Genomic DNA, 12,609 nt, shown 5'->3' on the forward strand with positions numbered 1-12,609 from the left:
GCAAGTTGCTCTTAGCCCCTTGTGAGCGTGCGTGTTCATAAGGAAATGATATTACTCATGCCCACATCCTCTGAATTGGATAGGCATCAAAAGCAGTGTCAGCACTGACAATCGGTAAAGAATTGTTCATTGCTTGAGCAATTAAAATGCGATCGAATGGATCGCGATGATGAAGGGGTAGAGTTCTATAATACTCAAGATCGGCAAAGGAAATATCTAAAGTTTCAATTCCAGTCTGTGCAAGAAAATCAGCTAATTCCATAAACTCAAAACCTAATTTCAACTTTTTAATTGAAATTTTGATAGCAATTTCCCAGACCGTCGCCATACTGACCCTAACCCGATCGGCATTTTCTATGCTACTTTTGACCCTTGATGGCAACTTAGGGTCATCAGCTAGAAACCACAACAACGTATGAGTATCGAGTAGCATTACATATAATCCTTCATCTCTTCCAGAGGGGCATCAAAATCTGCTGCCATCCAAATTTTTCCCTTTAACAATCCAGCTTGTCGTTTTTTTTGCTGCACTTCTGGTTCGATGCTTTTCTCTATATACCGTTCTGCTAAGAATTCAATATAGTGCAATACCTCGATTTGTAGAGACTCTGGTAATGTCTCTAATTTCTCTAAAATTACCGGTTGAATCATTATTATTGCTCCAAAATTACGCTAAAACCATTTTAATCATCGATCGTGTATATACGGAAATGATATAACATCAGTGTGAACAGGTATTAGGGTTAAATTTTAGGTTAAAATAGTTCTAGTATTATAGCTTGTCATTCTTCAATGGTCAATCTCTAAAATGGCTAAACTAATCTTAAAAAATTTACGCAAGCAATTTACGAGTAAGAGTATTCCGGTTAAAGATGTGAGTGTGAAGGTTGAAGAGGGGGAATTTTTGACCCTGTTGGGGCCTTCGGGTTGCGGAAAATCGACCCTTTTACGGATGATTGCGGGACTGGATCAACCGACGGAAGGGCGGGTTATTTTAGGGGGAGAAGATATTACTGGATTACCTCCGGGTGAACGGAATATGGCGATGGTGTTTCAGAGTTATGCGCTCTATCCCCATATGACGGTTTTTGAGAATATTTCTACGGCTTTGCGGTTGCGAAAAGTGGATCAAAAGGAGATTAAAACTAGGGTGCAAAGTGTATCGAAGCGTTTAGGATTGGAGTATCTGCTCGATCGCAAACCGGGGCAACTTTCTGGAGGGCAGCGTCAACGGGTGGCGTTGGCGCGATCGCTGGTACGGAACCCTGATGTATTCTTGTTGGATGAACCGTTGAGTAATTTAGATGCGCTGTTGCGGGAGCAGGTACGGGCAGATTTGAAGCAGCTCTTTGCAGCGCAACAGAAACCGGTGGTTTATGTCACTCATGACCAAACGGAGGCGATGACGCTTTCGAGTAAAATTGCTGTACTCTATGATGGGTATCTGCAACAGTTGGGGACTCCGGAGCAAATTTATCGTCAACCGGCGAATCAGTTTGTGGCGGGGTTTGTGGGCAGTCCGCAAATGAATTTATTAACGTTGACTTGCGAGCAAAATCAAGCTATTTTGGGGAATTTTGCTCTGCCGTTGCCTTCTTTGTCTAGAGTTCCTAGGGCGATCGCTTTCGGTATTCGTCCGGAAGATATTCGGATCGCTCCAGAGGATAGCAAGGAAGCGGTAGAAGGAACGGTTTATTTGGTGGAAGATTTGGGTAAGGAGAGGTTGCTGAGTGTGCGGATTGCGGGATCGGAGAAAACACTGCGATCGCTCATTCCAGCCGATCAACCCTTTTCTATGGAGCGGGTTAGGCTCAGATTACCCCAAAAGGCCATGCACTGGTTTGATGTGGATGCGGGCGATCGTGTATCATAAAGTGATTTAAGCCATTAAAAATGCAGGAAAGACTGACAATCAATTCTTGATGAATGGGAAGGGTTAACCGCTAAGTCACGAAGAAATACAAAGCCAAAAAATTCGTTAGGTAACGTAAATATTTATGAATACCAAGCCCTTGTTATCTATTATTACACCAACGCTGGGAAAGTTTTCGCCCTATTGGTTGGAACAGCTTTTAAGGATTGAAGGTGATATTGAATTTATCCTGATTTATCCACCAGGAGTTATACCCAGTGAGGTTAATGATCCTAGGGTGAGAACGTTGATCAGTCCCTATAAAGGAGAAATGATGCAGCGTTTTGTGGGTTTGCTTAATGCTCGTGGGACTTATTTATTGGCTCTAGATTATGATGATTATGCTCATCCCCAGATCATCAATATGGTTTCTACTTACTTCTCTAGATTCCCAGAAAGTGTTATTTTACGGTTGAAAAAAGCAGTTATTGATTCCCAAGAAACAGAACGGATAAAATCAGATTGGGAACCGATTCCCGATCTCGAACATATGCCAGTTTGTCAAAGCTATGATAAAGGAAAGTTTGAAGGATTATTAGAAGTCCCGATCGCACCTCTGACCGCTTCATTTAAGCTTTCTTATTTGATCTTCCCGTTTCAAAAAACAGGAATTCATTTTGAAAACTTTAATAATATTATTTGGAAAACTGAGGCGATCCAGAATGGGATGCCTGAACTCTCAAAAGCTACAGAGTTATTAGGTATTGTGACATGGATACCGAGATCGGGATTTGATCGTTTATCAGGTTTATTTGTCCAGGCGACTCTATTTGCACCGGATAAAATCATTGGACATTGGCTTTCTGGCCACGAGCAAATTCGTTTTATTTCTTCAGACCCTGCACTTAAAGCGGCCCGTTTTCATGTTGTCTCGGATTTTTTGCTGATCAAGTATTTTCCTCAATATCCTTATTTCTGGAGTCTATTTCTGAGTAAGGCTTATGCTTTGCCCAGAACAATTGCTAAGTATCTGAAGATGAAATTGTCCCCTAAATAAGATTACCCCAAAAGGCCATGCATTGGTTTGATGTGGATGCTGGCGATCGCTTACATCAATAGCAATAGCTGCCTAGATTACGGGTATGATTATTTTACAGTCCCTACAGGGTGCGGGGAAAAGGAGAGAAGAGAAAACTATGGTTCAATCCGGAAATTTGCAGGTAGGGTTAGTGGCGATCGCCACGACAGTGCGATCGGCCTATCGTCTGTTTCCCCTCACGGAGTCCCTGGGAGCAAAGCTGCTCGTTTCTCCCTCTTGCGCTCAAGCCTTATCGGGGGATAACTCCCTCGTCTATGAAGTCTATCCAGACAGCTTATCGGAAACCTTACCCACCTTGTGGTCGAACCATCAAGGGTTCATCTTTGGGTTAGCCCTGGGTGCGGTGGTGCGCTTAATTGCTCCCCTATTGAACCATAAAAGCACCGATCCGGCGGTGGTGGTGGTGGATGAAAACGGAAATCATGCCATCAGTGTCTGTGGAGGACATCAGGGAGGAGCCGATCGCCTGACGCGGTTAGTGGCGACTCAATTGGGCGCAGTGCCAATCGTTACCGGTGCTTGTGATAGTCTCAACTTACCGGCGATCGATACCTTGGGGTTGCCCTTCGGATGGAAACGGGGAAGCGGAAACTGGACGGGAGTGAGCGCGGCGATCGCCCAACAGCATTCCGTACAAGTGATTCAAGATGCCGGATCGACTCTGTGGCAACAGCATCTCCCCCCAGATCATCCCTTTGAATTTGAACTCGACTCTAGCACGGCACAAGCCAGGGTTTGGATCAGCGCCACCCAACGCCAGTTTACCGCCAAGGGAACCTTTCCCAAGGTGCAATGGCATCCCAGAGTGTTGTGGGTGGGGATGGGGTGCGAACGGGGAACCGATGAGCAGGTAATTTCCCAAGCGTTGGAGCAGGTTCTGGCGGCTGCACATCTGGCAGAAGGGGCGATCGCCGGTATTGCTACCCTGGATCGCAAAGCCGATGAGCCGGGCTTGTTGGCTCTGTGCCAAGCCAAAGGCTGGCCCCTAATCCCCTTCCCATCCCAGGCGTTAAAGGGGGTTTCTGTGCCCAATCCCTCGGTGGTGGTTGCCGAAACCGTGGGCACTCCCAGCGTCGCCGAAGCCGCCGCCCTAACAGCGGCCGGGGTATTGGAATTGCTGGTGACAAAACAAATCTATCGCTCTCCAGACTTAGCCGGAGCGGTTACTGTGGCGATCGCCCAATCTCCCCAAGAATACACCGCCAGAACCGGTCAACTCTCGTTAGTAGGCATGGGGCCCGGAGAGCTACAACAGATGACCCCAGCCGCTCAAACTGCTGTCACTCAAGCGGATGCAGTGCTGGGGTACGGGCTATATTTAGATCTGATCGCTCCCCTGCGTCGTCCCGGTCAAATCATTGAGAGTTTCCCCATCACCCAAGAGCGGCAACGGGCCGAACGGGCCATAGAATTAGCCCAATGGGGGTTAACCGTAGCCATGGTCTCTTCCGGAGATTGTGGCATTTATGGCATGGCGGGATTAGTCTTAGAAGAGTTGCAAAACCAGGGTTGGGATGGCCAAATTCCCGGCGTACAAGTGTTTCCCGGAATTACCGCCCTACAAGCGGCGGCTGCACGGGTGGGAGCGCCCTTAATGCATGACTTTTGCGCCATTAGTTTAAGCGACCTGTTAACCCCTTGGCCGGTGATTGAAAAGCGCTTGGTGGCTGCTGCTCAGGGAGATTTTGTCACCGCTATCTATAACCCAAAATCCCAGAAGCGAACCGAGGGAATTCGGCGATCGCAAGAAATTTTCCTTCAATATCGTCATCCCCAAACCCCCGTCGCCCTCGTGCGCTGTGCCTATCGACAAAACGAGGAGATTACCCTAACCACTCTAGAAGACTTTGCCCAACTCGAAATTGATATGTTAACCACCGTCCTCATCGGTAATCCCACCACCCGAACCCAAGGTCAATGGATGATTACCCCTAGGGGTTATTTTCCCTAATTTATCCCAACCTACAAGAGCGATCGCCCTAACCCACCTTAGTATCTTCTTGTTGCCTGTTATAACGGGGGACAACATCATGCACTAACAGACGAGTGACTTCTGTCTCAGCAGCGTCGAATATAGTCACATCGGGCACGCCTGAATTCACACTGTCTTGCTGACGAGTTGCTAAATCTTGACGTATGGGCATATCAGGAATATTGATGCAACCGTAACTCACTACATATTTGTTGTATATTTGGGTCTGAGCCGCAACATTAGCACCGCGCCCTAATCCCCGCCAAACTCGGCACGCTCGCAGAAATCCAATATTCTCTGGACTAAATTCTACAGTTCTGCAAAAGGCTTCGAGTCCGCCCAGGGTTTTATCTGGGCCAAGGGTGGCCTCAACATGGTCTAATGTCCGTTGCACGATCGCATCTCCCCCACTCGACTCTCCCCCACTCGATCCGGTGGAAGATGGGGTAAGTGATTCTACACCATCCATAGTTTTACCAGAGTCAAGGCTGGACTCCACTTCTTCTAACGTCCGTTGGACGATCGCCTGACCCCCATTTGGCTCTGGTTTGGCTTGTAAAGTCCCTGAGTGCGTCAGTCGCTCTAGAGGACTAGATTGGCGACTACTCTCTGGTTTCCACTCTGGCAGATCGCTTTCCGTCTTTCTCTGTAGCTTCGGTTGCACCACTGGGGGAGCAGCAAAGTGGGGGGCTTTTTTTTCTAACAGAGACTTGCGAGCAGAAATTCGGGTTTTGGTTTGACGGCGACGAGGAGACATGATTGAGATGAGGATAGAGGGTCTACCCTTTAGTATAAGGGGTGGTTTAGGCATTCTCCAAGATGTAGCACTTACCCATTGTGTGTCGATCCATGAAATAAATTCAACAGATATGATGGTCACCAGAGAAAACGGCAATCTGGACTATGAAAATTGAGCCAATGAGCGATCGCCACCCAACCGTTACAGACGCTCAAAACCTGGAAATTCCTGGCATGAAACCCCCAGAGATCGCCTACAGGTGTAGCGATCGCACTACAATAACGTCAGTGCTTCTTCTAGAGACAACTTTTTCTCAAGCATCGTCATAATAATTGGTAAGTAGCGATCCATCGTCATCACATTCGTATAAACCATGTTCTTGATTAACCCGCTATAATTATTACAACCCTCCACATCAATTGAAGTCTTAAACCGAAGGATCTGCTCCTCAAAATTCAGATCGAAACTGCCAACATTTAAATGATAATTGATCTTCATCAAAAACTTACAGAGCTTCGATTCTTGTGCTTTCGGAACCTTGAGGGCAATAATTGAATAAAAAATCAGTTGTTCTAAATCTTCTTTCGCTTCCGCTAGACACACCCATTTACCATATTCACCCTGAAATAGCATTTTTAAGATCGGTTGCTCTGGAAGTTTTTGTACCATCCAATCTTCCGCCTCAAAGAAAGCTAACGTCTGTTCTAAAATAGAAAGCTTCTTGAATTCTTCTCCCTCATCTGATGCCGAAAAACCAGCCAAAATTGCTTCTTTTAATTCTGATTGGAGATTATCCCGTAATAGATTAGCAAACGCTTCGGCAATAGGCTCGCTTGCCCTTGGATCTTCTGCCATCAGCGCAGGAGTTTGTTCTACCAGAGTAGCAATTAACTGATGGGAACTTGCATCAGAAAAGGGCGAGGGGATACTATCTTGGAGAAAACGAGTCACCGTTTCCAGAGCTAAATCTTCTAGAACCTCCTCATTTTCCACGTCCAATTGAGACCAATCTAAATAATCCCATAACGTTCGATAGCCCACCACCCCACTTTCCTGTTGCTGTTGCACCGATAAAGTTATCCAACTTTCCGTTTGCACCAGTCGGGCATTTTTCTGACGTTCTCCCAATTCCTGGAGGTAAGCAAGAGCAGTTTGAGCATTAGCTGCTTCTTGCAAGCGGGGAAGATATTCTGGGTTGAGAGTAACAGTGATTTCAATGGGAAGATGGGGCTGAAAATTGCAGTTTTCTTGGGTGTTCGTCAGTTCTGGTAAAATTTGAAAAAGGTTATGTTTTTCTAGAATTTGATAAGTTTCCAAGCTGACAGCAAACGTGAGATCGCATTTTTCTAACAACAGATGCGGTTGCCACCACTCCAAGTTGACAGCTTGTAGGGAGATGGGTGATGCCTGTGTATTGTAGAAACTTAAGGGAATCATTAGTTGTACAATCTATAGCCCCGATATAGATAGCCTTGGATTTCAACTGGTGTTTAAGATTGTCACCCATGTTTCATAATACCATAGCGAAGACTACTTAGCTTACAGCTATAGTAGGTTGGGTTGAACGAAGTGAAACCCAACAGACTCCCCAATATTGAATCAAGTTGGGTTTCGGTTCCTCAACCCAACCTACGAAAGTGGCGATCGCCCTGACCAGAACTGCTATAATTGAGCTTAACCTCATGGCGATCGCCAATATTTTATGCAATATCGGAGAGCTAAAACACCAGGAGCCACTTATTTCTTTACCTTAGTTACCCATCATCGCCATCCAATTTTCTGGAAATCTGAAAATATTGATGTACTCAGAGAAGCTTTTCGATATGTAATCAAACGCCATCCCTTCAAGATTGATGGGATTGTGATTTTACCCGATCATCTCCATACGCTTTGGACGTTACCCGAAAATGATGCTAACTTTTCCACTCGTTGGCGCTTAATTAAAAGTTATTTTAGCCGTAACTGTCCTCTGTCCAATCCAGATAAAATCACTGCATCTAGGAAACAGAAGGGAGAGAGAGCCATATGGCAACGTCGCTTTTGGGAGCATCAAGTACGTGATAATGAAGATTTTGTCAATCACCTGGAATATATTCATTATAATCCAGTACATCATCAATTAGTAAGTGCCCCAAAGGATTGGCAATATTCCAGTTTTCACCGGTATGTTGAAGCAGAAGTTTACGATCGGATGTGGGGCGCTTCGGACGAGTTAGTATTTGGCGATCGTATTGGCAATGAATAACCCAAATGAACCACCCGTAGGTTGGGTTGAACGAAGTGAAACCCAACAGACTCCCCAATATTGTAATTAAGTTGGGTTTCGTTCCTCAACCCAACCTACAACTTAGCTTACAGACTTGAACTTCTCAGACAATTTTTTTTGGTAGTCTAGTGGACTAAGAGGGCCACTAAAACTAGGAATTTTACTATTTATTTTTATTTGGTAATTAAATAGTTTAGAAACAAAAATATGCATTTGTTCTTTAGAAGTTGGCTCAGTTATATCCTTTTTCTCAACAATATCATACATCTTATCTGTTTTACTATTAATACTTGGTTTAATTTCTATCATTAAGTCAAGAGCTTCCGGATCTCCTGCGTAAGCAGCAAGCATTAGATTTCTAGCACTTTCATGTCGATGTTTTCCTCTGGTTCCCATAAACCATTTATACAAACCTTTCGCTTTTCTTATTACAATCCCGATAAAAGAAAGAACGGTCTTACCCAGCGCTATCGCACCTCCTACAATAGGGAGACCTGTTGCTGTCAAGATTAAAGCTAATACACTAACGGCCGATCCAACAACATCAGCTAATGCTGACCAGACTCGACGCTCGTTTTTGTCATAACCATACTTTAATACATCTAACAATTCTGGGTTATCATTTTTTTCGAGTTTTGCTTGATATGCTTTCCAAAACTCACCATACTGAAGTCCTGCACTTACAAACTTAGCAATATTCTTTATTAATGAAAGCAGACTGAAAAGAGAGTCTCCAAAATTTTCTTTTACAAATTCACAAACTGTTTTAGCGATGGAAACCATTTTATTCAGCCATGACATACCTTCGCTCTGTCCAGCATTATTGGAATCATTAGTTTGACTTTCTTTTTGAGCTTCTTCTGGTTTTTTCGCTTCGTTAAAAAAGCCTTTCATTTGTTCTGATAGTGATTTATTTTTTGCTTCCTCACCGAAAACCCCTTCTGCCGCTACCTTATCCCCTGACCAAGCTATTTTTATAAAGTTCGTTCCCAATTCTTTGGCAATTTCACTTTTGGTTTGTCCTTTACAGTTATACATATCTACTTGTAATTGATAACCATGAGTCATAAGCTCTGTTTTAAAAGACTCAAGCTCTGATTCAGATGCATTATATATATGTGCTATATTCATTCCCCTTTGTTCCATAGTAGGTTCTTGAGAAGTTTTAGGAACGTTATTTTGTTTGTCTTTTAGAGCAGTTATTTTTTGCAGGTCTTTTTCATCTAATTGTAAATCTTCTATATCGTCCTGAGAATCCTGGAAGTCATCATGGATACTCAAGAAAGATAATCCTTTATCATTAAACTGTTTTTGTAGCCATTGTTCTGCAATCGTCCAAATTGTAACTAACAAAATGATCCGTTCTTGAATTTTATTTTTATCCCCAGAGCGTGCCAGATCTTCATTACTTTGTGTTTTAATATCTTGATTGTATTTCTTAACGGCTTCGTTAATAGCTTCTGTTTTTGTTGTGGTAATATTCCACTGAACTTTTATCACATCAGGAATCGGATCGCGTTGCAAATATGTACCTTCACTACTCTGCTGCACGACGTGGGTTAACTCGTGGGCAATCAACTCCTGTCCGCCTCTGTTTTGGGGCTGATATTCCCCTTGTTTGAAAAAGATATTTTGTCCGGTGGTAAAGGCTTTGGCTTGGATGGACTCGCTTAACTGATTCGCTTGAGCATCGGTGTGTATTTTCACTCCCGAAAAATCGACTCCCATGGCTGTTCCCATTGACCGCTGTAAACTCGGATCTAAAGATTTGCCGCTACTTTTGGCATGGTTAATGGAGGATTCTAATTGAGTTGGAGCTTTTCCTCCTCCTAGGCTGGCTTGCCGTCCTGTGGGTTTTAAGCGCAAGGGGAGGTTGGATTCTTGGGTTTGCCGTTGTACTGTGGGATGTTGCTGGGCATCATTGGAGACAGGGCTATTGATCTGTTTGACGACATTATGAGCGACGGTGTTGGCTTGTTGCTCGTAGGGATCGTTGGGTTGTCCAATTTCTAATTTGGCTTGTAGGGCGGCTGAGGGTTGTAGTCGTTGTAGAGGGCTTGACTTGCTATTACCTCCGGGTTTCCACTCCGGTAGCTCCCGTTCGATTTTTCTCTGTATTTTGGGTTGAATTACGGGGGGTGCGGCAAACTGAGGAGAGGCGTTTTCCGAGGTTTCCTGCCGACGGGAAATGCGGGTTTTGGTTTGGCGGCGGCGAGGAGACATGGGTAGAGAGGAGGAGAATTAGGTTTATTTTCTTAGTATACATGGCTTTGCGCCCTCTGTCGGGGAATGGGGGAGTGAACAACAGACTCAATCTAGCTTTGAGCAAGCGGACATGAATGAGCTATTCAGTTTCTGGTTTATGCCCAATAGTGTTTGATCGATCCCTATTTTCACCAAATAGCTTGTCTTTTAACTCTGGAGTCGTTTTACCCACTAACTCCGCCGCCGTAATTTGACCTTCATATATATTTTGTTCAGCCTCCTTAAGTTGCTGCAACCAATTGGGATCTTTAACGGTAAGGCCTTTACCATCCTCAGTTAGCTGAGTGTAGTCAATTACTCGACCTCCAAATTCGCCACCAATTCTTCCTCCTTTGCTCGTACCTGTGGAAGAAAACTCCGCAGGAGCGCCCCTACTATCGTGATACATTCCAAACACATCGGTTTTCGCCATTCTTGAAGTTTCTGTCCCAATGAGGACACTCCCAGGAAGTTGAATTGTTGGAGGACGATAGTATATATACATATGCCCATGTCTGCCATCTGGTAAAATAACGTCACCTGACAGATCTTCATTACCTAGTCCTCCCAGGGGTATATCCATGCCATAATGCTTGAGGGTACTGGACATATGGAACTTACCTTTCACATCTGCTGTATTTCCTTTTTCTTCTGTCAATGAGTTTTCCGTGACTTTAACATTGTGGCTAGAAAACATTCTCGTGTCTACCTGAGCTTTATAATGATCGCTTTTACTCTCTTCTGACCCCTCTGTGATATCCTGGTAAGCTCTAGGTTTATGAGTGTTGCCCGAAGCACCTAAAAGCCAATGAATAAATTCATTGACTCTTTCCGGGTTATCCGTCTCCACAGGGGGTAAGTTGATCATCACTCGACCTCCATGGGAAAGAGCGACGGCAACGTTTTCTTCCCATTGTTTGAAATCAGTTACATCTTGATTTTCTCTATACTTTAATCCGTGATGAAGGAGGAGAAAAACTCGTTGCAGGATTTTAATGGCTGATTCATTTTGTTGTTGGTATTTTTGCCTTACAGATTCAGATGCATTTTCTGTATTATTACTTAAAGTGTTCTCCCACATCTGAGTATCTTTGTTGTAAATATCATTTTTGAATTTTTCATATACTTCTCGTTTGGCTTTCGTCTCTGGTTTTTCTTCTTGTGGATCATCTTTCAGTGCTTGTTCATACTCTGATTTAGCTTGCTTCATGGCATTTGCTTCATAGCGCAAATATCCTGGAGTTTGCAGAAACTGTTCATCGTTATCGTTAACTACTTTATCGCGTTGATAGGTGGCAATTTGCAGGCGATGAACTGGACTTAAGACTGCTTCTCCCCTGACAACAGGAATAGGAATAGGGCTAATACTATTAACAACCTTCAAGTAGTCATGTTCTTGGACTCTTTCCCAATCTCCAACGACTCTTTTTTCTGTTGCGACTTGTTCAACTTCTTGTTGGGTGAGGAGGCCATTTTGAGATAAGTAAGTTTTCCCTTCTGGAATATTACTCAGTTCTTGTATGGCGTTCACCATATCATTTGGCAAAAAACCTTTGCCTAAATCAATTTGTTTGGCTAAACTCATCTGTTCATGCTGTTCTTTCCCCTTCTTGTCTTTGTAAGAGCGTTTAGCCACTGCAATCAGTGCTTGGATTTTGGCAATATTTTCTTGCTGCGATTGTAAGGCTTTATTATTTTCTCTGACTCGCTGACTATTAGAAACATACGTTCCATATAACTGTAATCGAGTGGCTCGAATGTATCGAGGATGGTTGTCAGGGCTACCTTTAATGCGATACCATCTATTGTTACCCGCAGGATCGGTTATATGGTGTTCTGGATTATCGCTAATTTCTACGACTTCACCTGGTTGATAATCTGTCTTCTGTGTCAAACTGTGGATGTTTTCAAAGTTCCTATTTTTGACATGAGCTTGCTCCTTAACGGTGTAAGGTTTCATTTGCAGTACGGGTGTACCCAATACATTGGGCAATCCTTGAATAACCTGTCTTTTGGGTTTTAAGCGCAAGGGGAGGTTGGATTCTTTAGTTTGCCGTTGTACTGTGGGATGTTGCTGGGCATCATTGGAGACAGGGCTGTTGATCTGTTTGACGACATTATGAGCGACGGTGTTGGCTTGTTGCTCGTAGGGATCGTTGGGTTGTCCAATTTCTAATTTGGCTTGTAGGGCGGCTGAGGGCTGTAGTCGTTGTAGAGGGCTTGACTTGCTATTACTTCTGGGTTTCCACTCCGGTAGCTCCCATTCGATTTTTCTCTGTATCTTGGGTTGAATTACGGGGGGTGCGGCAAACTGAGGAGAGGCGTTTTCCGAGGTTTCCCGCCGACGGGAAATGCGGGTTTTGGTTTGGCGGCGGCGAGGAGACATGGGTAGGGAGGAGGAGAATTAGGTTTATTTTCTTAGTATACTATATTAAGA

General features: G+C 44.2%; 10 protein-coding genes. 4 read left to right on the forward strand and 6 right to left on the reverse strand.

Annotated elements, in window-relative coordinates; genetic code table 11:
* Positions 1 to 55: 55 nt before the first annotated feature.
* Positions 56 to 433, reverse strand: coding sequence for a type II toxin-antitoxin system VapC family toxin (locus tag PJF56_RS04650; RefSeq protein ID WP_283761478.1), 378 nt, complete (start codon positions 431 to 433; stop codon positions 56 to 58).
* A complete protein-coding gene (gene vapB, locus PJF56_RS04655; protein ID WP_283761479.1) occupies positions 433 to 651 on the reverse strand; it encodes a type II toxin-antitoxin system VapB family antitoxin in 219 nt (72 codons plus the stop codon). Before vapB ends, PJF56_RS04650 begins: the two co-directional genes overlap by 1 nt.
* Before the next feature lie 157 nt (positions 652 to 808).
* Between vapB and PJF56_RS04660 the strand changes: the two genes are divergently transcribed.
* The 3 genes from PJF56_RS04660 to cobJ all read left to right on the forward strand — a co-directional run bounded on the left by PJF56_RS04660 (position 809) and on the right by cobJ (position 4,902).
* Positions 809 to 1,873 carry an ABC transporter ATP-binding protein gene (locus PJF56_RS04660; RefSeq protein WP_283761480.1) on the forward strand — a complete coding sequence of 355 codons (1,065 nt, stop codon included), beginning with the start codon at positions 809 to 811 and terminating at the stop codon, positions 1,871 to 1,873.
* Between the two features lie 124 nt (positions 1,874 to 1,997).
* Complete coding sequence (locus PJF56_RS04665) at positions 1,998 to 2,909, forward strand: hypothetical protein (protein WP_283761481.1); 912 nt, start codon at positions 1,998 to 2,000, stop codon at positions 2,907 to 2,909.
* A gap of 139 nt (positions 2,910 to 3,048) precedes the next feature.
* Positions 3,049 to 4,902 (forward strand): precorrin-3B C(17)-methyltransferase, encoded by a 1,854-nt coding sequence (gene cobJ, locus PJF56_RS04670; protein WP_283761482.1) that lies wholly within the window; start codon positions 3,049 to 3,051, stop codon positions 4,900 to 4,902.
* A gap of 28 nt (positions 4,903 to 4,930) precedes the next feature.
* Here the strand turns inward: cobJ and PJF56_RS04675 are convergent, their stop codons facing one another.
* Both PJF56_RS04675 and PJF56_RS04680 read right to left on the reverse strand, forming a co-directional pair.
* Positions 4,931 to 5,680: a regulator of G-protein signaling domain-containing protein gene (locus PJF56_RS04675; RefSeq protein WP_283761483.1), complete on the reverse strand. Its 750-nt coding sequence runs from the start codon at positions 5,678 to 5,680 to the stop codon at positions 4,931 to 4,933.
* A gap of 255 nt (positions 5,681 to 5,935) precedes the next feature.
* Positions 5,936 to 7,099, reverse strand: coding sequence for a type III secretion system chaperone family protein (locus PJF56_RS04680; protein WP_283761484.1), 1,164 nt, complete (start codon positions 7,097 to 7,099; stop codon positions 5,936 to 5,938).
* Between the two features lie 265 nt (positions 7,100 to 7,364).
* Here PJF56_RS04680 and PJF56_RS04685 point away from each other — a divergent pair, with 265 nt between their 5' ends.
* Entirely contained in the window at positions 7,365 to 7,907 is a 543-nt protein-coding gene (locus PJF56_RS04685) for an REP-associated tyrosine transposase (RefSeq protein WP_283761485.1), read from the forward strand.
* Between the two features lie 102 nt (positions 7,908 to 8,009).
* Here PJF56_RS04685 and PJF56_RS04690 read toward each other — a convergent pair whose 3' ends face one another.
* Positions 8,010 to 10,151: an eCIS core domain-containing protein gene (locus tag PJF56_RS04690; protein ID WP_283761486.1), complete on the reverse strand. Its 2,142-nt coding sequence runs from the start codon at positions 10,149 to 10,151 to the stop codon at positions 8,010 to 8,012.
* 121 nt (positions 10,152 to 10,272) lie between these two features.
* The gene (locus PJF56_RS04695; RefSeq protein ID WP_283761487.1) at positions 10,273 to 12,558 is read right to left on the reverse strand and encodes a hypothetical protein; all 2,286 of its coding nucleotides are present in this window, start codon (positions 12,556 to 12,558) and stop codon (positions 10,273 to 10,275) included.
* Positions 12,559 to 12,609: the final 51 nt, after the last annotated feature.

This window comes from Roseofilum halophilum BLCC-M91, assembly GCF_030068445.1.
GTDB lineage: Bacteria > Cyanobacteriota > Cyanobacteriia > Cyanobacteriales > Desertifilaceae > Roseofilum > Roseofilum halophilum.

Coding starts and splice junctions, on each gene's coding strand:
- PJF56_RS04660 (WP_283761480.1), top strand. CDS start 809: ATGGCTAAACTAATCTTAAAAAATTTACGCAAGCAATTTACGAGTAAG.
- PJF56_RS04675 (WP_283761483.1), bottom strand. CDS start 5,680: ATGTCTCCTCGTCGCCGTCAAACCAAAACCCGAATTTCTGCTCGCAAG.
- PJF56_RS04695 (WP_283761487.1), bottom strand. CDS start 12,558: ATGTCTCCTCGCCGCCGCCAAACCAAAACCCGCATTTCCCGTCGGCGG.
- PJF56_RS04680 (WP_283761484.1), bottom strand. CDS start 7,099: ATGATTCCCTTAAGTTTCTACAATACACAGGCATCACCCATCTCCCTA.
- PJF56_RS04650 (WP_283761478.1), bottom strand. CDS start 433: ATGCTACTCGATACTCATACGTTGTTGTGGTTTCTAGCTGATGACCCT.
- cobJ (WP_283761482.1), top strand. CDS start 3,049: ATGGTTCAATCCGGAAATTTGCAGGTAGGGTTAGTGGCGATCGCCACG.
- PJF56_RS04690 (WP_283761486.1), bottom strand. CDS start 10,151: ATGTCTCCTCGCCGCCGCCAAACCAAAACCCGCATTTCCCGTCGGCAG.
- PJF56_RS04685 (WP_283761485.1), top strand. CDS start 7,365: ATGCAATATCGGAGAGCTAAAACACCAGGAGCCACTTATTTCTTTACC.
- PJF56_RS04665 (WP_283761481.1), top strand. CDS start 1,998: ATGAATACCAAGCCCTTGTTATCTATTATTACACCAACGCTGGGAAAG.
- vapB (WP_283761479.1), bottom strand. CDS start 651: ATGATTCAACCGGTAATTTTAGAGAAATTAGAGACATTACCAGAGTCT.